Below are 20950 nucleotides of genomic sequence, written 5' to 3'. Positions count from 1 at the left end.
GCCCGCACCGCAAGGGAGTCCGATGGGGGCCGAGCCGCACCGCGCACTGCGTGGCCGCTACCAGTTGCTGGCCGAGATCGGCCGGGGCGGGATGGGCAGGGTCTGGCGGGCCCACGACACCGAGCTCAACCGCACCGTCGCGGTCAAGGAGATCCTCCTGGGCCCGGGCCTGGACGACGACGAACGCGACCGGATGGCGGCCAGGGCCCGGCGCGAGGCGCAGGCCACCGCGATGGGCGGCCACCCCAACATCGTCACCGTGCACGACATCGTCCAGGACGACGGGCGCCCGTGGATCGTCATGGAGTTCCTCAGCGGGCGCTCCCTGCACGCGCTGGTCCGCCAGGAGGGCCCGCGCGGAGCCCGGGCGACCGCCCAGTGGGGGCTCGACCTGCTCAGCGCGCTGAGCACCGCGCACGGGCAGGGGATCACGCACCGCGACGTCAAACCCGAGAACGTCATGGTCACCGACACCGGACGGGTGGTGCTCACCGACTTCGGCATCGCCACCATCGCCGACACCTCCTCCGTCACCCAGACGGCCGGGGTGATGGGCTCCCCCGCCTACCTGGCCCCCGAGCGGCTGGCGATGAGCCCGGCGACCCCCGCGAGCGACCTTTGGTCACTGGGCGCGACCCTGTACCTCGCGGCCACCGGCAACTCCCCGTTCCGCCGTGAGGGCATCCCCGCCACGCTGCACGCCGTCACCTCCGAGGAGCCGCCCGACGTCCTGGGGCGGGGTCCGCTGGCCCAGGCGGTGCGGGGCCTGCTGGTGAAGGACCCGGCCAGGCGGATCGACGCCGACCGCTGCCGCGCGCTGCTGACCGCGCAGGCGCGGGGAGACACCGCCGCCGCGGCCTTCACGGCCCCCTCGGCCACGACCGTGTCCGTGCCGCCGCGGCCGGTGGGCGGCCCCACACCCACGGTCACCCAGGGACCGGTGCCGCCCGAAGCCCCGGGGCCGGTTCCGCGGCCCCCGGCGGCGCTCCCGCCCCAGACGACGGTCACGACGGCGCCGGTACCGCAGCGGGGTGGGCGGCTGTCCTGGCCGATGGTGGTGCTCACCCTGGGCCTGGCCTCGCTGGTGGCGGTGGCGGCGCTGGTGGTGGTGCTCGATCCGTGGGGCTCCGACAGCGGCGTCTCCGCCGCCGGGACGGGTACGGAGGAGCCCTCCGACCCCGGCGCTGACGAGCAGGAGGCCGGGGCCGGGGCCGGGGGAGACGCCACCGAACCCGAGGAGACCGGGGCGCCCCAGGAGGGCGGCGCCGACGGCACCCCCGTGCCCGGGATGACCTGGACCGAGGACCCGGACGGTTTCGGCATGCGCATCCCCGAGGGCTGGATCCGCCGGGTGGACGGCAGCAGCGTCTTCTACGAGTCCCCCGCCGACGCCAGCTACCTCCAGATCGACATGGCCGAGCACCCCACCGACGACGAGTACCAGCACGTCCTGGACCAGGAACAGGGCGTGTACGACTCGGGTCGGCTGCCGGGCTACGAGCGGGTGCGGATCGCGGACGTCACCGGCGACACCGGCTTCCACTCGGCCGCCGAGTGGGAGTTCACCTGGCGGGACGAGGCCGGCGAGACGCGCCGCGTGCTGACCCGCAACATCGCGGTGGCTCCCGGGGAGTACTACACGCTGGCCTGGGCCTCCACCGATGCCTCGTGGGCTGACGATGACGTCCAGCGCACCGCCGTCATGGAGTCCTTCGAACCGGCCTGAGCCGGTCCCGGTCCTCCTCGGCTTCGGGGGCGGGCCCCTCCCCGGACGGCGGGGCGGACGGGTGCTTGGCGGAGGAGAACTGTCCCGTGGCGATCAGGACCGCGACGAGCGCGAGCGGTACGATCCATCCGCTCCAGCCCAGGATCGTGGCCTGCGTGGTGTCGACGTGCTCGCCCGCCTTCGAGAAGAGGAGGTAGGTCCCACCCGCCCCGTTGAACGCGGCGTGGGCGAGGGCCGCGGGCCACACCGACCCCGACCGCAGCCGCAGCCAGCCGAAGACCGCACCGACCAGGACGCACATGCCGACCATCGCGGTCAGGCCGAGCCAGCCCGGCGCGTCGGGGTAGTTGTACCCGAGGAGGATGAGCGGGGCGTGCCAGAGGCCCCAGATCACGCCCGAGACCAGCAGGGCCGGGAGCGTACCGAGCGGCATCAGTCTCGGGAGCAGCCACCCCCGCCACCCGAGTTCCTCTCCCAGCGCCGGGATGAGGTTGACGAACGCCGCCACCGGCAGCGCGGCGAGCTGGATGGCGATCAGCGCGCCGACCGGTATCGGGAGCTCGGCCGCTCCGGCGGCGCCCGCCTGCTCCTCCAGGACCTGCCGGAACGCGGAGAGGTTCGCGAAGTCGGCCGGATAGACCCCCAGCAGCGCGCCGACCGGGAGCGCAGCCAGGACGAGCGCGATGGGCACGACGACCCCCAGCGCCGCGTAGCCGAGCAGCCTGCGGACCGGTCGTAGCGGCCACAGTCCGAGCGTCCACGCCTTCCGCCTCGGCCGTTCCACGAGGAACACGACGACGAGGGCGGCGATCGCGGGGGTCATCATCACGGCGGTGGCCACGACCGGGAACCAGGGGCTGGCGAGTCCGTCGCCGAGCCAGAGCGGGAGCGCCACGAGCCAGGCGAGTGCGAACGCCAGGGCGGTGAACACGCCGATGGAGCGCAGGTCGCGGCCGCTCATACGCGATCCGCCCCGGGTCGCGGCCGTCCTCGACACGTTCGGGGATTCGTCGGTCACGACGGCTTCCCTTCGAGGATGTGCAGACCGGCCACGGTGCGGTCGTCGCGGAACGTGATCCGTGCCGTGTAGTCGCCCGCCTCGAACGAGAGCGGCGTGTTCGTGACCGTCACGTCGCCGGCCCGGGCGGCCTCCGGCTCCCCCCGCCCCTCGAAGGCTCCCGCCAGGCCGATGATCTGCGCCCACGCGGCCGCGAGCGCGTCCTGCGACAGGCCGTCGCGCATGGCCGGATCGAACCGCTCGGTGACGTGCGACCATCGCCCGGACGCGAGGTCCTCGATCACCGAGACGGCCAGTTCGGCGGCTCCGGGGAGCGGTGTGGTGTTCATGGGCTCTCCTGTTCTGGGATCGATCGGTTTGCCGTAGCGCTGGAACGCCGCCTGCCTGCTCACGCCGAGCGCGTCGCCGATGACCTGCCACGTGACGCCGTCCTGGCGCGCCTGCCCCACGACGGCGCGCACGACGTCGTCGGCGGCCGCGCGCATGCTCACGGCGCGCCCCAGCGAGTCGGTCCAGTCGTCGTCCCTCGTCAGGACGCGCGAGGCGAGGAACGCTTCCGTGCGCGCCTTCAGGACACGCAGCGCCTCTGTCAACTTTTCTTGCACGTGTAAACCTTAGCTTGACAAGTAGGCCGTGGGCAAGCGGGTGAGCGCGACCGACTACGGAAAACGGCGCCCCTCACCGGCGCCCGAAGGACTTCGCGTTACGCGTGCCCCTTTGCGGGCCGTGCCGCCCGAACCCCGCCGCGGCCGCGCTCAGCTGTCCAGGTAGCGCAGCACCGCCAGCACCCGGCGGCTGTAGCCGGAGGCGTGCCCCAGCCCCAACTTGTCGAAGATCGCGTTGACGTGCTTCTCCACCGCGCTCAACGACACGTACAGCCGCTCGGCGATCGAGGTGTTGCTCAGCCCCTGCGCCATGCGCTCCAGGACGTCGCGCTCGCGTGGGGTGAGCCGGGCCAGCGGGTCGGTGTGGGTGGTGCGCGCCAGCAGCTGGCGCACCACCTCGGGGTCGAAGGCCGCCCCGCCCGCGCGCACCCGCTCCAGGGCCTCCAGGAACTCCCCCACCTCCGACACCCGGTCCTTGAGCAGGTAGCCGACCCTGCCCGAGGCCCCGGCCAGCAGTTCGGCGGCGTAGCGCTGCTCCACGTACTGCGACAGCACCAGCACCGCCACCTTCTCGTGGTCGGCGCGGATGCGCAGCGCCGCCCGCAGCCCCTCGTCGGTGTGGGTGGGCGGCATCCGCACGTCCACCACGGCGGCGTCGGGCGCGTGCTCGGCGACCGCGGCCAGCAGAGCGTCGGCGTCGCCGACCGCCGCCGCCACCTCGTGGCCCTCCTCCTCCAACAGCCGCACCAGGCCCTCCCTGAGCAGGACCGAGTCGTCAGCGAGCACTAGGCGCATGGGGGCTCCGTATCGTGGTCAGGGGCAGCATGGCGCGTACCGTGGTCGGACCGCCCCGGGGACTGTGTACCGCCAGTGTGCCGTCCAGCGCCCGCACCCGCCTGGCCAGGCCGGTCAGACCGCCGCCCGCGGGGTCGGCGCCGCCGCGGCCGTCGTCGAGCACCCGCAGGTCCAGAACGCCGTCGGCGTCGTCCAGGTGCACGGTCACCGCCTCGGCCCCGGAGTGCTTGACGGCGTTGGTGATGGCCTCGCGCGCCGCGAAGTACACCGCCGTGGCCAGTTCGCGGGGCGGCGGGGCCGACAGGTGCGCGCGCACCTCCACCGGCAGGGGGCTGCGTTCGGCCACCTCGGTCAGCGCCGCCTCCAGGCCCAGGGTGTCCAGCGCGGTGGGGTAGACCCGCCAGGCCACCTCCCGCAGCTCGTCCAGCAGCACCCGGGTCTCGGTGTGCGCCTGGCGGACCAGCCGCGCCGCGCGCTCGGGGTCGCGGCCGCGCTGGGCCCGCCCCAGCAGCACGGCCAGTGCCACCACGCGCTGCTGGATCCCGTCGTGCAGGTCGCGTTCGATGCGCCGCCGCTCCTCGTCCACCGCCCGAACGATGCCCGACCGGGTGGAGGTCAGCTCGTCGATGCGCCGGTGCAGCAGGTCCTCTCTGCTGGGGCCCACCAGGCGGCGGGCCAGGGCACGGTCGGCCGCCGAGGCCAGCGCCGCCACCAGCCACGTCGCCGCCAGGACGACCAGGCCCATGAACAGGCCCACGTTGATGCTGGAGACGTGTATCCGCGCGCCGGGCATGAGCACGGGCACGTAGGTGCCGCCCCCGGTGAACAGCTCCAGCGCGGCGCCGCCGACGAAGACCGCCACCAGCGTCAGCGCCGTGGGCGCCAGGTAGCCGCACACCAGCGCCGCCGGAAGACGCAGCAGCAGGTAGGCCACGCGCGGGGCGGCCCCGGTCCCCGGCTCGACGACGCCTCCCCCCGACCACCGGGCCAGACGGGCCAGGTCCGCGTCGCCCAGGCGCACCGCCCACCGGGTCACCGCGCCGCGGAACCGGCGCCGGTTGCGGGAGGACAGGAGCGGGGCGCACACCAGCGCCGCGGCCGCCGCGAGGACCCACACCAGCGTGAGCGCGGCGGTGCACAGCCCCAACACGGTGCCCGTCAGCTCGCGCCCGGCCCGTGCCAGCGGCGCGGCCGCCGCCCGCGCCCAGGCGCGGGGGCCGTCCCCGGCCCCGGCCCACTCGGCCATCCGGCCCTCACCCCTCTTCTCCCGCGACCGTCCGCACCCGCCGCCCCAGGCGTCCCGGAGCCGGAGCACCAGGGCGCCCGCCGCGGGCGTGAGCGCGTGGTCGAACCGCCCGTCGACTTCCCCTCCCCCGTGGACGAGGAGGATTCCGACCGGGCCTTGCCGACCCGGTGGTGCTGCGCGCCTCGCGGCCGCGGCTGGTTCCTGCCCCACCGTCATGGCGTCCCAGAGGTCTCGGCAGGTCGGCACGGTTCACCCCGAGGGGCTGATCCGTCCGCGCGCGAGAATGCTCTGGGCCGCGTTCACGTCCGCATGCGCCCTGTGCCCGTACCTGCCACGGCAGAAGACCGACGGGCTCTCCCGGTTCTCCACCGCGACGTGTCCGCACGGGCGACAGGTCCGCACCGCACCGAAACCGATCACCAGGTGCGTCAGAAGCGTACCGACGGTGGCCGTCACGAGAGCGGTTCCCCCCGGGGCGCTCAGGTGCGGCCCTCGTCTCCTCGTCCGTGCGGCGGCGACCACGCCGGGAACCGCGCCCCCTGCCGGGCCATGGGGCGTACCGCCAGGTCGGGGGCGGTGCGCGCCAGAGCGGGGGCGGGGTTTTCCTCAGGGCGCGGGCGGGGCCGCGCCATCGGCACCGGACCGCTGGGGCCGTTTCGTCCCCGAAGGCGTCCGGGCCCGGATAGCCTCGGTCCGTTCCCCGTTTGCAGGAGGTGCGCGGTGTCCCGGACCTGGACCGCGATCGACTTCGAGACCGCCAACCACGACCGCGGCAGCGCGTGCGCGGTCGGCCTGGTGCGGGTGCGCGACGGCGCGGTCGTGGACCGGTACACCACGCTGATCCGACCGCCGGGGCAGGTGGACTTCTTCTCCCGCCACAACATCGCCGTGCACGGCATCACCGCGGCCGACGTCGTCGACGCCCCCTCCTGGGAACAGGCGCACGCGCGCATCGTGGAGTTCGCCGACGGCAGCCCCCTGGTGGCGCACAACGCCGCCTTCGACATGGGGGTGCTGCGCCAGGCCTGCGGGCACACCGGGCTGCCCCACCCGGCGTGGGAGTACGCGTGCACGCTGGCGCTGGCACGGCGCACCTGGGCCGGGCTGCCCGACCACAAGCTGCCGACCGTGTGCGCCCACATCGGGCACCGGGTGACGCACCACCACCGCGCCGACGCCGACGCCGAGGCCGCCGCGCGCATCGTGATGGCCGCCATGGAGCGCTACGGCACCCCGTCGCTCGCCGACCTGGCCCGTGCCGCGCGGACGGACCTGCGCCGGGTGGAGGCCTCGGCCGGGAGCGCGGTACCCGCTCCGGCCCCGGCCGCCGCCGCACCCGCCCAGCCCGCGCTGTTCGCCGCGTCCGCCGCCGCACCCGAGGACCGGTTCGGACGGTGGCAGCGCGACGCCCAGACGCCACTGCCCGAGCCCTCCCCGGACGCCGACCCCACCGGGCCGCTGTACGGGCGCACCGTGTGCGTCTCCGGCGACCTGGAGTCCATGGACAAGCCCGAGGTGTGGCGGCGCGTGGCCGAGGCGGGCGGGCGGCCCGCCAAGAACGTCACCAAGAAGACCGACGTGCTCATCCTCGGGAGCCACGGCGGCCCCGGCAAGACCGCCAAGCACCTGCGGGCCGAGACCTACCGCGAGCGGGGCCAGCGCATCGACCTGGTCACCGAGGCCGAACTGCTGGCCCTGCTGGGGATGACCACCCGTCCCTGACCGGGACGCGCCCTGTGTTCCCGCGACGGAGAGTGCGGACCGGCCCCCGCCGGGCCCTCACCACCTCGCCAGCCTGCTGTCGTGGTGGTGCCACAGGTCGGAGAACGAGTCGGCCCGGTCGAAGTCCCCGTACTTGACCTGGAACAGGTAGGCGGCCCACTCGCCGTCGGCCCCGGCCTCGCGCGGGTCGAGGAGCCACAGGTCCTCGCCCTCGTTGAGCACGAGCGCCGACTCCAGGAGGGGACCGTAGACCTCGTCGTCCTCGTAGAAGCCCCCCAGGTACGGGCGTGCGGTGGCCAGCCACTGGACCTCGTGCGCGGAGAGGGCTCGCCCGCACCAGAGGCCGAGTTCGTCCCAGCCGTCGGTGGCGGCCAGGAAGGCGCGGTAACTGGGCGGTAGCGGCGTCCGCAGGCCCAGGCGGCGCTCAGCCCGCTCGATCTGCTCGTCGGTGGCGGGCCCGTGGCCGGACCACTCCTCGGGGGCCCGGCCGCCCGGGGCGGCAGCGGCGCCGTCGGTGTTCAGGTGGGCCCGCCACTGCTCGGGGGTGGTCAGTCTCCGCCCCGACGGCGCGGTGCCGCGCTCCTCGTTCACCAGGGGGTCCTCTCCGTAGTCCACGAGCGGTCAGAGTAACCCCGGCCACCGACATCGGAGGGGCCTGGAGGGAACGACTCCTCCGCGACCACCCACGACGGCCTCAGCGGCGGGGCCGCAAGGCGGGCCGCTGGGACGACGGCTCCGGCGGGTGCCGCGCACGCGGCCGCCCGCGCCCGGAGACGGACGCGGGCGGCTCGCCGGGGTCGGTCAGACCCTCTCGTTCGGCGACGTGGGAAAGCGCAGGATGGCGCCGTTCTCGGCGCTGGTGTGGCCGTGGTCGAGGACCTCGCCGAAACCGGCGTCGGCGGCCATCGCCGAACGCAGCATCAGCGCGCTGGCCGGTGCCCGGAACGCCGCGTCGGGGTCGTCCAGGTCCGCCGGGTCCTTCGACACCAGCACCGGCTCGCCCGGTGAGCCCCACAGCTCGGCTTCGCCGTCGCGGTCGGCGCCCAGCAGCAGGGTGCGCACCCGCGCCTCCGACAGCATCGGCAGGGTGGGCTCGGTGCCGCGCACCGCCTGGTCGTTGGCGAGTTTCTGGTGGTAGTCGGCGATGATGTCGTCGTGGCCGTCGATGACGAAGTCGCGCAGCGCCTCCGCCGCGGCCTCGTGCAGGCGCTCCTCGGCGTCGGGGCCGCCCCGGCCCCCGGCCACCAGCCTGACCGGGGTGCTCAGCTTGCGCTCGCCCAGGTTGTCGCGCAGATAGGCGATGGCCTCCTCGTCACCGCCGACGAAGATGATCCGGGCGTCCACCTCGGCGACGGCCTCGCGCACCTGCTGGGCGATGCGGGCGGTGTTCTCCCGCCAGGTCTCCATCGGGTAGTGCTTGCCGTCGAAGCGGCCGTTGTACCCGCTCAGGACACCGGGCCCGCCCCGGCCCATCGGGTCGATGTTGCGCAGGTCGGCGCCGGAGAAGTCCTTCTCGGAGGCCGGTCCGCTGGAAGGCTGGCCGGTGTAGGAGAACACCTTGGCGTTGACCCGGTCCAGCGCCACCAGGACGTAGGGCAGATAGCGCCCCCGGTCCACGACCACGGGAAGGGGGTCGGGGACCGGCATGCGCAGGGCACGGCTCTGCGCGGGCGGTTCGGAGAGCGTGTACGCGCCGAGCAGGCGCCCCTCGGAGGCGAACAGGGAGTGGCCGTGGCTGCCGAAGGCCCGGGAGGAGCCGTCCCTGACCGCCTGTTCCAGCACGTCCAGGGTCGCCTTGTCGGTGCCCAGCGAGGAGAGTTCGTCCCGCAGGTGGCGCCAGCGCAGTTCGAGTTCCTTGCCGGCGTCGGTCCTGTCGCGGCTGGTGTCCAGGTGCACCGAGGCCACCGGAGCGTCACTCTCGTACAGAGGTCGCAGAAAACCCAGGTCCATGTGTCCGCGGGGCGTGTGTCCCCGCCCCGCCCACCTCCTTCTCGGGGTCGGTCTGCGGGCCATACTCGGGCCCATGATGCTTGCTTCGGGGCACGCCACGTCGGCACAGACGCGCTTCTTGCCCAAGGATTTCCTGTCCTTGGACGGGCCCCCTACCCCGTCGGCCGCCGGACATGGGCGAAGAGGACCGACGAACGCACAGAAGGGGGTCGCCAACTGTCGGGTGCGGAGGGGACCCGGGCCGCTAGCGTCGGTGACACGGAGAGGGAGGGCGCCATGCTGGACCGGCTCAACCGGGCCCTGGAGAAGGTCGAGGAGGACACCGGACGGCCGGTGGACGTGGCGGAGATGGCGCGGATCGCGCTCACCTCCGAGCACCACCTGCGCCGCCTGTTCTCGGCGCTGGCGGGGATGCCCCTGTCGGAGTACGTGCGGCGGCGCAGGCTCACCCTCGCCGGCGCCGAGGTGCTCGGGGGCGGCGACAGCCTGCTCGACATCGCGGTGCGCCACGGCTACGGGTCGGCCGAGGCCTTCGCCCGGGCCTTTCGCGCCATGCACGGTGTGGGGCCGGGCGAGGCCCGCCGGACCGGCGCGGTGCTCGCCTCACAGCCGAGGATGTCCTTCCGCCTGACCGTCGAAGGGGGTACCACCATGCGTTACCGGATCGTGGACAAGGAGGCCTTCCGCCTCGTGGGTCCCAAGGCACGGGTGCCGATCGTCCACGAGGGCCGCAACCACGCCATGGAGGAGTTCGTGAGGGGCCTGGACCAGGAGGTCCGGGCGCGCGTCGCGGAGCTCTCCGACCAGGAACCGCGCGGTGTCCTGGGCGTCACCGCCGCCCTGTCCCCCGACCGCGGGGAGGGGAGCCTGATCGACTACTACGAGGCCGCGGCGACCTCCGCCCGTGGCGCGGAGGGCATGGAGACGCTGGAGGTGCCGAGCGGTACCTGGGTGGTCTTCCCGAAGTCGGTGCCCGTGGCGCGGTGCCCCGAGGGGTTGCAGCACATGTGGGCGGACGCCTTCGGCCGGTGGTTCCCCTCCAACACGGCCTACCGGGCCACCGAGGGGCCGGAGATCCTGCGGGTCTCCTACTCCGGGGACGGCGCCACCGCCGAGGCCGAGCTGTGGCTGCCCGTCGAGCGCGTCTGACGTGCCCCGCGACCCCCGCAGCGGCGCTGAGCCGCCACCCGCCGGGTACCGCGCGTCCGCCGACGGACCGGACGCGGCAGTCGTCTGCTAGACGCGGGTGCGGCAGCGGTCCAGGAAGCGGCGCAGCACCTCGTTGAACCGCTCGGGCCGCTCCAGGTTGGGCAGGTGCCCGGCGCCCTCGACGATCTCCACGACCGAGTCCGGCACCAGCACGTGCATGGACTCGGCGAGATCGGGCGGGGTGAACACGTCGTGCTGGCCCCCCACCAACAGGGTCGGCGCGGACACCCGGCGCAGCAGGGGCGCGTAGTCCTGGCGCCTGGCGCGGCCCAACAGGGCGGCCGCCGCCCCCTCGGGCGGGGCGGCGTACATCATCGCGCGCACGTGGTCGGCCACCGCGGGCAGTCCGCGCACGTTGGCGGCGGTCATCATGCCCACGAGCACCTCGTCGCCGTAGCCGCGCATGCCCTCGGCGCGCAGCCGTTCGGCCAGCGCCACGCGGGCGGCACGGCCGCGCTCGGTCTCGGCGCTGGGGTTGGTGGCGGCCAGGGTCAGCGAGTCCACGCGGTCGGGGAAGAGCCGGTACAGCTCCAGGGCGATCTGGCCGCCCATCGACAGCCCCACCACGCTCACCACGTCCAGGCCCAGGTGGTCCAGGAGCGCGTCCAGGTCGCGGGCGAAGGTGTCCAGGGTCGTGGTCCCGGGGACGACGGTGCTGCTCCCGTACCCGCGCAGGTCGGGGGCGATCACCCGGTAACCGCGTCCCGCCAGGGCCCTGACCTGGGGCTCCCACATGGTGCGGTCGAAGGGGTGACCGTGGATCAGGAGGGCGGGGTACCCGGCCCCGCGGTCGGTGTAGGTGACGTTGATCCCGCGCACGGAGGCGATGCCCGGGCCTTCACTGCTCGCCGTGTTCGTCGTCTGGTGTGCCACAGGAACCGATGCTATTCAGACGCGCAAGGGCCCTGGCCACCGAGGGCCCCGGAGCAGGGTCGCGGCCGGGCCGTAGGCGGTCCCCCGACGCCTACGGCCCGCCGTCCCCGGGCGCGCGCCCGCCACGCGGCGCCGGACGCGGAGCGCCCGACTACGGGGAGGACCCGCCCGGAGGCCGTCGGGTCCGGACGCGGTTCACCGCTAGGCCGCCCCCTTCCGGTCGGGGGAGCGGCGGGCCGGACGGGTCCCGCGGGTACCGCGGCCCAGGACGAGGGCCGCCATCAGGTAGGGCAGCGCGAACAGGGCGAAGGCCAGGGCGTGCCCGGTCACCGCGAACACCCCCGCGTACAGCAGGTAGGAGGCCGTGGTGAGGGCGTCGGTGCCCAGACCGGCCAGGGAGGTGACGGTGGCCCGGCTCGGCCCGGTGATGCGGTCCTGGAGGCGGGCGTCGGCGACCACCCCCGCGGTCTGGCACAGGCCGAAGCCCACGCCGATCAGCACCCATCCCACCGGGCCGTCCAGCAGGGCCCCGGCGGCGATGGCGGGCGCGGCCAGGCCCACCAGGACGGCCAGGACCCGCACGGGCAGCCGGGAGGCGGGCCCGGCCAGCAGTCCGCCCAGGAGCACGAAGGTCCACACCACCAGCACCGCCACGGGAACGGTGGCGGCGGGGACGCCGGACTCGGCGACGAGCAGGGGGACGTACTCGTCCAGCGCCTCCCAGAACCCGGTCACCGCGACCACGAGCACGATCGCGCCGCGCACCCGGCGGCTGGAGCGCGCCTCGGCCAGTCCGCCGCGCAGGGCGTCCAGGTAGCCGGAGGGCGCCTCCTCCGCTTCCCCGGTCCCCGTGACGCCGTCAGCGGAGGCGGGGCCGCCCGCGGCGGCGCGGTGCTCGGGCAGGGCCAGGGCAGCCAGGGCGCACAGCACGCAGGCGGCGACGCTCGCCGCGCCGACCGCCGCGTAGCCGCCGTGGGCCATGACGGGGATGGCCAGCAGGGTGGCGGCGCCGACGGCGGCCACGTCCAGGGCGCGGGTCACACCCATGACCCGGGCGTAGCGGTCGGACGCGCCGCGGCGGGCGAGTTCGGTGTAGACGAGGGCTTCGAGGGAGCCCGAGGACAGCGCGCCGCCCGCGCCCCACAGGACGAAGCCGAGCGCGAAGGTCCAGTAGCCGGGCCGCAGCAGCCACAGCACGAAAGCGCACGCGGCCAGGAGAGGGGCGGCGGCCAGCAGGTAGCGCCGCGGCACCACGTCGGCCCAGGCCCCGGCGGGGACGGACGCGAGGACCGAGGACAGCGACCAGATCACGAACAGGGAGCTGATCTGGGCGACGGTCAGGCCGGTCTCGTCGAACAGCAGCGCGTACAGCGGGTAGAGGAGGACGAACTCCCCCAGTGCCGCGTAGGCGTACAGGGGTCGGGTCAGACGGGACGGGCGCGTGCCGGGGGCACGTGAGGACAGGGTGGTCATGGAGGTCTTTCGGTCGAGCGGAGACGGGCACCGGGGCGGGGACCGCCCGGGGTGGACCGCGTGCTCGGACCGAGGACCGGCTGGGGACTTAATGTCGCTGGAACATGCCTCCAGGATAGGCGTGCGCCGACCGCCGCGACAGGGGGTTATTAGCTGTTGGGTCGGGAAGTCACGCAAACGCACACGAGGGCACAGGAGTCATGCTGTGCTGCTGTCGGAAAGCGGTGTGTGGCTGTGTGCCCCCACTCCGGTGGACGGCCCGCCGGTGACATTCCGTCCGAGGAGTTCACTGATTCTCCGGACAGGCGCCCCCGGCCCTGGCTACGGTCGTGTCGAACACAGCGACGAAACCGGCAGGATCGGGAGGTGGGAAGGGATGGCGGGTACCGGCGCGCGGCGGTTGCGGACCCTCGCCGACCCGTTCCTGGCCCCCACACCGACCGGGGTGAGCGTGCGTGACCGGCTCAAAGGCCTCACCCCTGAGGACGAGGCGGTGCTGCGGGCCGTGGGCGCGCACCTAGGGTCCTTGGCCTCCACGGACCTGGCCGCCCGGTGTCTGGATGGCACCAGCCATCACAAGGACTCCTGGGCGGCCCGCAAACGGGAGTTGACCCCTGAATCCTCGTCGCGGTGGGCCGGAGCCCTGACCAAGGCCTCCCACGAGCAGTGGGCGCTGGCCCGCCGCAGCCAGGCCGCCCACCTGCACCGCCTCCAAACGGGGATCGACACCCTGCGCCACCGGTTGTCCCAACCCCTCAGAACCCCGGGCACCCGGGGTGTGCCGGGCGGGTACGCCTGTCGCAGGGAGTGGCACGCCAAGTCCCGACGCCTGGCCGCCCTGGAGCATCGCTATGCGGTGGTGGTGGCGGACTGGGAGGAGGGCCGTGTACGGGTGGTACGCGGCGGCAAGCGGTTGCTGCACACCCGCCACCACCTGGACCAGACCGGACTCACCCAGCCCCAGTGGCGGGCCCGGTGGGAGGCCGCACGCTTCTTCCTGTCCGCTGATGGCGAGTCCGGCAAACGCCACGGCAACGAAACCATCCGCATCACTCCCCAGGGGCAGGTCTCAATCAGGTTGCCCGCCCCGTTGGCGGACCTGGCTAACGCCGCGCACGGTCGGTATGTGCTCTCGGGTCGGGTGGCCTTCGCCCACCGGGGCGCCGAGTGGGCTGATCGGGTCGAGGCTGATGGGGCGGTGGCCTACCGCCTCCACCTGGATACCGGCCGGGGTCGGTGGTACGTGACCGCGTCCTGGACCCCACAAGCGGTCCCTGCCCTGCCTCTGCAAGCGGCGCTGGCCCGCGGGGTGGTCGGGGTGGACGCCAACGCCGACCACCTGGCCGCCTGGCGACTCGACACCCACGGCAACCCGACCGGGAACCCGCGCCGCTTTGAGTTCGACCTGTCCGGCAGCGCCTCCCACCGGGACGCGCAGGTCCGCCACGCCCTGTCCCGGCTGCTGCGCTGGGCCACCACACACGGTGTGCGGGCCATCGCCGTGGAGGACCTGGACTTTTCTGCGGACAAGTCCCGGGAGAAGCACGGACGGCGTAAGAAGTTCCGGCGGCTGATCAGTGGTTTTCCCACCGCACGGCTGCGGTCCCGGCTGACCTCGATGGCCCACACCCTGGGGGTGGCGGTCATCGCCGTGGACCCGGCGTATACATCAAAGTGGGGTGCCCAGCACTGGCAACGACCCCTGACCACCACAACCAAGAAGGTCTCCCGGCACGATGCGGCCAGCATCGCGGTCGGGCGGCGCGCCCAGGGCCACCCGGTCCGGCGACGGACGGCACCGCCCCCACACCACCGGGGTGATGGTGTGGGGCATCGGACCGCCCAGGCCGCACCGGGGAGTTGTGGGCGTGAGGGAAACCGCCCACCCGTCACGGCGCGCGCACACGATGCGCGTGGCCGGACGGGGCAGGAACGCGGTGACCCAGCCCATCCAGCACCGTTCGGGATGGGCGCAGTGCCAGAGTGACCCCCAGGGGTCACTTCTGAACACTGTTCAGGAACGGTGTGGACAACCCGGCCGCGGAGGTCGTGCGCGGGTGCGCGGGGCCGCCGCGCGGGTTGGGGAGGTCGCGTCCGCGGCCCCGCGCGGGGCCGTCAGTCCGCGCGGCCGGGGCCGGGGACGATGCGCTCGACCGCGTCGGTCACCAGGTCGTGGAACCGGTCCTGGGAGAAGAGGTCGGGCAGGGTGAGCCGTTCCAGGATGAGCCAGTTCAGCGTCAGGGAGAGCAGGACGACGGTGGTCGCGTCGCCGGGCATGCCGGACCCGGTGTGGAAGGCGATGTTGGCGTCCAGGTCGGCGCGGACGCGCTCGGTGAGCAACTGGCGCAGCTCCGGTCGCCGGGTGGCCTCCAGGCGCAGTTCCAGCAGGGCCAGGTAGCCGGAGGGGAACTCGGTGAGGCGTCCCACCACCTCGTGCATCAGTTCGGTGACCCTGTCGCGGTCGCGCGGCCCCGCCTGGGCCGCGGCCATCACGTCGCTGTCGGGGTCCAGGCGCTCGTAGAAGCGGTGGCCGACCTGGGTGAGCAGGTCGTCGCGGTTGCTGAAGTAGTTGGACGCCGTGCCGTTGGGGACGGCCGCCTCGGTGTCCACGGCCCGGAAGGTCAGTCCACGCGCGCCCTCGCGGGCGAGCACCTCGATGGCCGCGTCGAGCAGGGCGGCTCGGCGTGCCGGATTCTGCCTCATGTCAGATCTCTCCTCAGAACGAAGTTGACACCACTTTGAGCGTAGTACTATGTTTTTACCACTCCAAGCAGAGTACTACGAAGTAAGCACTTGTGAGAGGGAACCCCATGCGTGCCGATTCCATCCGTCTGGACCTGGCCACCGCGCCGTCCGCCGAGATCCGACCCGAGATCACCCCGCCCTTCACCCCGCCCCGGCCCCGGCGCAGGTACCGCGACGAGCACCCCAAGCCCCATTCGGTGCGGCGCGCCAGGCCGCTGCCCAAGCCGGGCGGTGTCCGCTGACCAGCACCCCAATCGCCCCGCGGGAACCGAGAGGAGCACCGCGTGTGCGCGAGCTCGTGCACGACCCGACGTGAGCGCCGGGAGCCCCTGCCGCGGCGGACGTCCCCGCAAGGGGGCGCGGATCAGATCCCGTGCAGCTCGCGGGCCCAGGCCTCCAGCCCGGCGGCGAACCCCTCCCGCTGCTCCGGCGAGAGCCGGTCGAAGGTCCGCAGCAGGGTCCGGGCCCGGCTGGCCACGAACGCGCGCATGAGGTCGCGGTGCTCGTCGGCCAGTGACACCAGGGCGCGCCGCCGGTTGGCGGGGTCCTCGCGGCGCACCACCAGGCCCACCCGGGTCAGGTCGCCGACCAGTTCGCTGACGGTGGAGGGGCCCACCCCCAGGCGGGAGGAGAGTTCGCCCATGCCGAGTTCCTGGCCGTGGACGAGCTGGGCCAGCACCGCGCCGTGCCGGGCGGTGAGGTGGTGGTCGGTGAACAACCGCCGCAGTCCGGCGGGCATCTCGGCGTGGGCGCGGCGGTAGTAGGTCTCGATGAGGGGCACGAAGCGCAGCGCCCCCTCCACCATCGCGCGGTCCGGCACACGCGTGTCCTCGGCCTCTTCCCGGCCCGCCCCCTGGTCCATGCGCCGATGCTACCGGGGGCGTGACGTGGTCGTTCGGGGCTCAGTCGGCGACGCCGACGGCCCGGCGCACGGTGGCCGGGTCGTCCAGGACCCGCAGCAGCGCGTGCGCCAGGTCCGCGCGCGAGATCCGGTAACCGGAGGGCACGTTGCGGTCCAGGACCAGGCGGTACTCCCCCGTGGCCGGGGCGTCGGTCAGCTGGGGAGGGCGCACGACGGTCCATGCGGCGCCGCTGGCCTCCAGGGCGACCTCCATCCGCCCCAGGTCGAGGTAGGCGTCGCGGAAGAGCCTGCCGATCAGCGGCATGAGCAGCCGCTGCGCCAGCGGTCCTCCCGGTTCCTTCGGGCCGACGGGTGAGGCGCTGACCACGGCCAGGCGTGTGGCGCGGTCGCCCTCCAGCGCGCTCAGCACCGCGCCGGTCCAGGTGGTGGCGGGAAAGCCGCCCTTGGCGCTCGCGGCCAGCGCCGAGACCACCGCGTCCGCCGCGCAGAGCAGGGAGCGCAGCCGGTCGGGTTCGGGGACGGGCATCCGGACCGTCTCCAGCCGCTCGTGGGTGACGGGCAGCCGCGCCGGATCGCGGACCAGGGCCGTGACCTCGTGCCCCGCGTTCAGGGCCTGGTCCACGACATGGCGGCCGGTGCCGCCGGTGGCGCCCAGGACGGTGATGCGCATGCTGACTCCTCGGGGGGTCGGGAGGGTCTCCTGAACACCATCGTAGTTCGGGCATCCGAAGTGTTCATTCGGGTTCGGTTCCTCGCGAACGGGCGGCCGCCGCCCCGCGGGCCGCGCGACGAGTTTTCGGGCCCTCCGGCGTGTTACGGGCCTGACCTGCGTCGCAACGGGCTGTCACCTGTTAGTCACCCTAAGGGGTCCAACGTTCACCACCCGGTGGTTGGGGAGTTCCGCCCGCCGTGGCCGGATAGAGCACGGTCCCCCGCCCGGCCCGGCACGGGGTCGGGCTCCCCCGCGACCCGATCAGGAGACCGCCCATGCCGGGAACCCCCCGCACCTCCGCTCCCCTCCCCGCCGAGACCGTCAGCAGCACCACACGGCGCCAGGCCCTGGTCGGCGGCGCGGCCGCCCTGGGCGCCGTCGCGCTGGGCACCGCCTGGAACCCCGGCGTGCGGGCCGACGCCTCCGTCCGCGCCGACGCCCCCGTCCGGTCGGGCGGCGTCGCCGAGCCCTTCACCCTGGGCGTCGCCTCCGGCGACCCCTTCCACAGCAGCGTCGTGCTCTGGACCCGTCTGGCCCCCAACCCCTTCGCGGAGGACGGGCTGGGCGGCATGCCCGACCGGCGGGTGGAGGTCGAGTGGCAGGTCTCGCGGGAGGAGGGCTTCGGCCTGCTCTCCGCCTCCGGAACCGTGGAGACGGGCCCCGACGCCGCCCACTCGGTGCACGTGGAGGCGCAGGGGCTGCGGCCCGGCACCGAGTACTTCTACCGGTTCCGCGTGGGCAACGAGATCAGCCAGGTCGGCCGCACCAAGACCGCCCCTCCCCCCGGAATCCGCACGGACCGGTTCTCCTTCGCGTTCACCAGCTGCCAGAGCTACACCGCTGGGCACTACAACGCCCACGCGCACCTGGCCGAGGAGGACCTGGACCTGGTCGCGTTCCTGGGCGACTACATCTACGAGACGGGCGGGCAGGGGAGCCTGGGCCGGGGCCACCTCCCCGACCGGGAGGTCCGCACCCTGGCCGAGTACCGCGTGCGGCACGCCCAGTACAAGAGCGACACCGACCTCCAGGCCGCGCACGCGGCCTTCCCGTGGGCGGTGGTCTTCGACGACCACGAGCTGGAGAACAACTGGGCCGACGACCGCTCCAACGGCGAGGACGTCCCGCCCGAGGAGTTCCTGCGCCGGCGCGCCCAGGCGCTCAAGGCCTACTACGAGCACATGCCGCTGCGCTTCGCCCAGACGCCGGTCGGCCCCGACATGCAGCTCTACCGCAGACTGGTCTTCGGCGACTTGGTGGACATGCACCTGCTCGACACCCGCCAGTACCGCGACCCGCAGGTGTCGGACGCCGAACGCGGCGACCCCTCGCGCACCCTGCTCGGCGCCCGGCAGAAGCAGTGGCTGAGGGAGGGGCTGGCCTCGTCGCGGGCCCGCTGGAACGTGCTCGCCCAGCAGGTGTTCTTCTCCCAGCGCGACTTCGCGGAGGGCGGGGCGACCGACTTCAGCAATGACGCCTGGGACAACTACCTCGTGGACCGCGACGAGGTCCGCGACCAGCTGGCGCGCACGCGCAACGGGGTGGTGATCACCGGGGACGTGCACGCCAACTACGTGTGCGACGTCAAGGCCGACTTCGACGCCCCCGAGTCGCCGACTGTGGCCACCGAGCTGGTGGGCACCTCCGTCACCAGCGGCGGCGACGGCACCGAGCAGGCCCCCGGCGACGAGGTGCAGCTGCGGGAGAACCCGCACATCAGGTTCGTCAACCGCAAGCGGGGCTACGTGCGCAACGTCGTCACGCCCACCGAGTGGACGGCCGACTACCGCGTCGTGGACCACGTGAGCGAGCCGGGCTCGCCCATCCGAGACCGGGCGCGGTTCGTGATCGCGGACGGCGTGGCGGGCGTGCGCGCCGAGGGGTGAACACCGACGCTGGTCCGGGCGGCGGGTGCGCGCCACCCGTCGCCCGGACCGGGACGGGGCGACCGGCTCAGCGACGCTGGATCTCGGTCAGGTCGATGTCGATGGGGAAGGGCCGGGAGGCCTTGAGGCGCTGTCGGTGGACGGTCGGCCTGGTGTAGCCACCGGTGGGCGCGAGTTCGTGCACGTAGACCACGGCGTCACCCCGGTCCTGCTCGATCAGCCAGAAGTGGGGGATACCTGCCTCGGCGTACAGCTGTGGTTTGCGCTCACGGTCGCGCAGCTCCGACTCGGGAGAGACCACCTCGACCACCAGTTCCACCGCCTCGGGTGCGAACCAGGCCTGTTCCGTCCCCCCGGTGGCCTGGGCCTGTACCAGGATGAGGTCGGGTTCGGGCCTTTGCCGCGGACCGAGTTTGAGGGTCATCTCCCTGCGCACGCGCAGGCGGTCGGGGGCCTGCTCGAACAGGCGAGTGTCCAGGACCGAGAGCACGACCGTGTGGAAGTTGCGTTGAGGGGTCACCAGTACCAGGCTTCCGTCGATGAGTTCGGTGTGCGGCGGAAGATCCGGGATGCTGTCCAGGTCGTCGGCGGTGAATCCCTCCGGAGGCGGGGTGAGCGGCTCGTACCGGGATTCGGTGGAGGACTGGCGTTCGGCCACAGGGGAAACGGGCATGTCGCTGCCTCCGGTCGTCGGATCGTTCTCGTCACCCACGGTAGCCACGTCCTTCGGGTAGCGACGGTGTTTCCGGGAAAGTCCTACCCCTGGTCGTCGGGGCTGATCCACAGTGCCTCGGCGGCCACCAGGCCCAGGGCCTGGGAGCGCTGGGGAGCGCCCGCGACGGCACCCACGGTGATCTGCATCGACCCGGCGTAGGGGCGGCGCTCGGCCACCTCCACCCGCATCCCGATGCCGATCTCGATGTCGGCCAGGTAGCGCAGCAGGTCGGGGTCGGTGTCGTTGACGCGCACGATCACGCCGCTGACGCCCTTCTCCGCCTCCGACAGCAGCAGACTCTCCCGCTCGACGATGTGGCCGTCGCGGGTGGGGATGGGGTCGCCGTGCGGGTCGACCACGGGGTCGCCCAGGTGGTGGGCGATGCGGTCGACGAACTTGTCCGAGACCACGTGTTCGAGGATCTCGGCCTCGTCGTGCACCTCGTCCCAGGAGTAGCCCAGCTCGGCGACCAGGTAGGTCTCCAGCAGGCGGTGGCGGCGCAGCACCGACAGGGCCGCCTTGGTGCCGGGCTCGGTGAGGTTGACCGCGCCGTAGCGCCGGTGTTCCACCAGGCCCAGTTCGCTGAGTTTGCGCAGCATTCCCGACACCGAGGAGTTGGACACCGACAGGCGCTCGGCCATACCGGAGATGGTCACCGGCCCGGTGCCGCGTTCCTGGAGGTCGTAGATGACCTTCACGTAGTCCTCAACCGACGTGGACGGTCGTGTCGGTGCGTTGTCCATGACCCCAACCGTATCGCGGACGGCTCACCGGCCACCATGTGCGCATCGGCCCTGTGGACAACCCCAGACGCGGTACTCCCGGGCGTCCGGATCCGGTGCGGGCCGTCGTCCGCTACGGCACGGTCACCGCGGACGCCATCCAGGCGCAGTGGGAGCAGATCGCGCCCGAGGCCACCGCCTGAGCTCCGGAGCCAGCGGGCTTGCGGGGGTGGAAATCCCCGTTCTAATTACACAGGGTGACCCTCTGGATACAGTTCAAGGGATGCCTTGACATGAAGTCGACCTTGGATGTCTGAGGAGTTCTCTTGTCCTGGCCCGTCAAGGTCACCGAAGAGTATGCGGAGTGGTTTCGAACGCTCCTCAAGGAGGATCTCGATTCGGCTGCGCAGGTCACCCAGGCCGTCGGCCTTCTGCGCCAGGAAGGGCCCGCTCTGGGGCGGCCCTTCGTCGACCGCTTCAAGGGATCTCGCCTGCACCACCTCAAGGAGCTTCGTCCGGGCTCCGGTGGGCGTTCCGAGATCAGGATCATCTTCGCTTTCGATCCCTCACGTTCGGCTCTGCTCCTGCTCGGGGGCGACAAAGCGGGAAACTGGCAACGGTGGTACCGGTCCCACGTTCCGCGCGCCGAACAGCTTTACGCCGACTATGTCGACCAAGCGGAGGAGTGAGC

General features: G+C 73.2%; 21 protein-coding genes. 8 read left to right on the top strand and 13 right to left on the bottom strand.

Annotated elements, in window-relative coordinates; translation table 11 throughout:
* Nucleotides 1–22: 22 nt before the first annotated feature.
* A complete protein-coding gene (locus PV789_RS15135) occupies nucleotides 23–1726 on the top strand; it encodes a serine/threonine-protein kinase (RefSeq protein ID WP_274973219.1) in 1704 nt (567 codons plus the stop codon).
* On the opposite strand, the gene PV789_RS15130 is transcribed toward PV789_RS15135, so the two are convergent.
* The 4 genes from PV789_RS15130 to PV789_RS15115 form a co-directional block, all read right to left on the bottom strand.
* Nucleotides 1701–2687, bottom strand: coding sequence for a CPBP family intramembrane glutamic endopeptidase (locus tag PV789_RS15130; protein ID WP_274978148.1), 987 nt, complete (start codon nucleotides 2685–2687; stop codon nucleotides 1701–1703). The genes PV789_RS15135 and PV789_RS15130 overlap by 26 nt on opposite strands.
* A 53-nt stretch (nucleotides 2688–2740) precedes the next feature.
* Nucleotides 2741–3349 (bottom strand): DUF3887 domain-containing protein, encoded by a 609-nt coding sequence (locus PV789_RS15125; RefSeq protein ID WP_274973218.1) that lies wholly within the window; start codon nucleotides 3347–3349, stop codon nucleotides 2741–2743.
* Between the two features lie 150 nt (nucleotides 3350–3499).
* Nucleotides 3500–4144 (bottom strand): response regulator, encoded by a 645-nt coding sequence (locus tag PV789_RS15120; RefSeq protein WP_274973217.1) that lies wholly within the window; start codon nucleotides 4142–4144, stop codon nucleotides 3500–3502.
* The gene (locus PV789_RS15115; protein ID WP_274973216.1) at nucleotides 4125–5390 is read right to left on the bottom strand and encodes a sensor histidine kinase; all 1266 of its coding nucleotides are present in this window, start codon (nucleotides 5388–5390) and stop codon (nucleotides 4125–4127) included. The genes PV789_RS15120 and PV789_RS15115 overlap by 20 nt, the downstream gene beginning before the upstream one ends.
* Nucleotides 5391–6110: 720 nt before the next feature.
* On the opposite strand from PV789_RS15115, the gene PV789_RS15110 reads away from it, so the two are divergent.
* Complete coding sequence (locus PV789_RS15110) at nucleotides 6111–7112, top strand: exonuclease domain-containing protein (protein ID WP_274973215.1); 1002 nt, start codon at nucleotides 6111–6113, stop codon at nucleotides 7110–7112.
* 57 nt (nucleotides 7113–7169) lie between these two features.
* Here PV789_RS15110 and PV789_RS15105 read toward each other — a convergent pair whose 3' ends face one another.
* Entirely contained in the window at nucleotides 7170–7727 is a 558-nt protein-coding gene (locus PV789_RS15105) for an SMI1/KNR4 family protein (protein WP_274973214.1), read from the bottom strand.
* A gap of 186 nt (nucleotides 7728–7913) precedes the next feature.
* Complete coding sequence (locus tag PV789_RS15100; protein ID WP_274973213.1) at nucleotides 7914–9062, bottom strand: baeRF2 domain-containing protein; 1149 nt, start codon at nucleotides 9060–9062, stop codon at nucleotides 7914–7916.
* A gap of 276 nt (nucleotides 9063–9338) precedes the next feature.
* Here PV789_RS15100 and PV789_RS15095 point away from each other — a divergent pair, with 276 nt between their 5' ends.
* The gene (locus PV789_RS15095) at nucleotides 9339–10211 is read left to right on the top strand and encodes a helix-turn-helix domain-containing protein (protein WP_274973212.1); all 873 of its coding nucleotides are present in this window, start codon (nucleotides 9339–9341) and stop codon (nucleotides 10209–10211) included.
* Nucleotides 10212–10298: 87 nt separating this feature from the next.
* Here the strand turns inward: PV789_RS15095 and PV789_RS15090 are convergent, their stop codons facing one another.
* Both PV789_RS15090 and PV789_RS15085 read right to left on the bottom strand, forming a co-directional pair.
* The gene (locus PV789_RS15090; protein ID WP_274978147.1) at nucleotides 10299–11090 is read right to left on the bottom strand and encodes an alpha/beta fold hydrolase; all 792 of its coding nucleotides are present in this window, start codon (nucleotides 11088–11090) and stop codon (nucleotides 10299–10301) included.
* Nucleotides 11091–11345: 255 nt separating this feature from the next.
* The gene (locus tag PV789_RS15085; protein ID WP_274973211.1) at nucleotides 11346–12617 is read right to left on the bottom strand and encodes an MFS transporter; all 1272 of its coding nucleotides are present in this window, start codon (nucleotides 12615–12617) and stop codon (nucleotides 11346–11348) included.
* A 376-nt stretch (nucleotides 12618–12993) separates the two neighbouring features.
* Here PV789_RS15085 and PV789_RS15080 point away from each other — a divergent pair, with 376 nt between their 5' ends.
* Nucleotides 12994–14604, top strand: a complete 1611-nt coding sequence (locus PV789_RS15080) for a transposase (RefSeq protein WP_274973210.1) — start codon at nucleotides 12994–12996, stop codon at nucleotides 14602–14604.
* A 128-nt stretch (nucleotides 14605–14732) separates the two neighbouring features.
* Here PV789_RS15080 and PV789_RS15075 read toward each other — a convergent pair whose 3' ends face one another.
* The gene (locus tag PV789_RS15075) at nucleotides 14733–15320 is read right to left on the bottom strand and encodes a TetR/AcrR family transcriptional regulator (RefSeq protein WP_274973209.1); all 588 of its coding nucleotides are present in this window, start codon (nucleotides 15318–15320) and stop codon (nucleotides 14733–14735) included.
* A 107-nt stretch (nucleotides 15321–15427) separates the two neighbouring features.
* Here PV789_RS15075 and PV789_RS15070 point away from each other — a divergent pair, with 107 nt between their 5' ends.
* Nucleotides 15428–15604, top strand: a complete 177-nt coding sequence (locus PV789_RS15070) for a hypothetical protein (protein ID WP_274973208.1) — start codon at nucleotides 15428–15430, stop codon at nucleotides 15602–15604.
* 122 nt (nucleotides 15605–15726) lie between these two features.
* On the opposite strand, the gene PV789_RS15065 is transcribed toward PV789_RS15070, so the two are convergent.
* The gene (locus PV789_RS15065; RefSeq protein ID WP_274973207.1) at nucleotides 15727–16224 is read right to left on the bottom strand and encodes a MarR family winged helix-turn-helix transcriptional regulator; all 498 of its coding nucleotides are present in this window, start codon (nucleotides 16222–16224) and stop codon (nucleotides 15727–15729) included.
* Nucleotides 16225–16264: 40 nt separating this feature from the next.
* Entirely contained in the window at nucleotides 16265–16894 is a 630-nt protein-coding gene (locus PV789_RS15060; protein WP_274973206.1) for an NAD(P)-dependent oxidoreductase, read from the bottom strand.
* A gap of 317 nt (nucleotides 16895–17211) precedes the next feature.
* On the opposite strand from PV789_RS15060, the gene PV789_RS15055 reads away from it, so the two are divergent.
* Entirely contained in the window at nucleotides 17212–18822 is a 1611-nt protein-coding gene (locus tag PV789_RS15055; RefSeq protein WP_274973205.1) for an alkaline phosphatase D family protein, read from the top strand.
* A 67-nt stretch (nucleotides 18823–18889) separates the two neighbouring features.
* On the opposite strand, the gene PV789_RS15050 is transcribed toward PV789_RS15055, so the two are convergent.
* Both PV789_RS15050 and PV789_RS15045 read right to left on the bottom strand, forming a co-directional pair.
* A complete protein-coding gene (locus PV789_RS15050) occupies nucleotides 18890–19495 on the bottom strand; it encodes a Uma2 family endonuclease (RefSeq protein WP_274973204.1) in 606 nt (201 codons plus the stop codon).
* 83 nt (nucleotides 19496–19578) lie between these two features.
* Nucleotides 19579–20280 carry a metal-dependent transcriptional regulator gene (locus PV789_RS15045; protein WP_274973203.1) on the bottom strand — a complete coding sequence of 234 codons (702 nt, stop codon included), beginning with the start codon at nucleotides 20278–20280 and terminating at the stop codon, nucleotides 19579–19581.
* Between the two features lie 53 nt (nucleotides 20281–20333).
* Here PV789_RS15045 and PV789_RS15040 point away from each other — a divergent pair, with 53 nt between their 5' ends.
* Nucleotides 20334–20462, top strand: coding sequence for a hypothetical protein (locus tag PV789_RS15040; RefSeq protein WP_274973202.1), 129 nt, complete (start codon nucleotides 20334–20336; stop codon nucleotides 20460–20462).
* Between the two features lie 123 nt (nucleotides 20463–20585).
* Nucleotides 20586–20948 carry a type II toxin-antitoxin system RelE/ParE family toxin gene (locus PV789_RS15035; protein ID WP_274973201.1) on the top strand — a complete coding sequence of 121 codons (363 nt, stop codon included), beginning with the start codon at nucleotides 20586–20588 and terminating at the stop codon, nucleotides 20946–20948.
* Nucleotides 20949–20950 lie beyond the last annotated feature (2 nt).

Origin of the sequence: Nocardiopsis camelliae (assembly GCF_028993595.1) — a bacterium.
GTDB classification, from domain to species: Bacteria; Actinomycetota; Actinomycetes; order Streptosporangiales; family Streptosporangiaceae; genus Nocardiopsis; species Nocardiopsis dassonvillei.
Note: the sequence above shows the minus strand (reverse complement) of the source record. Positions and strands in the feature narration are given on the sequence as shown.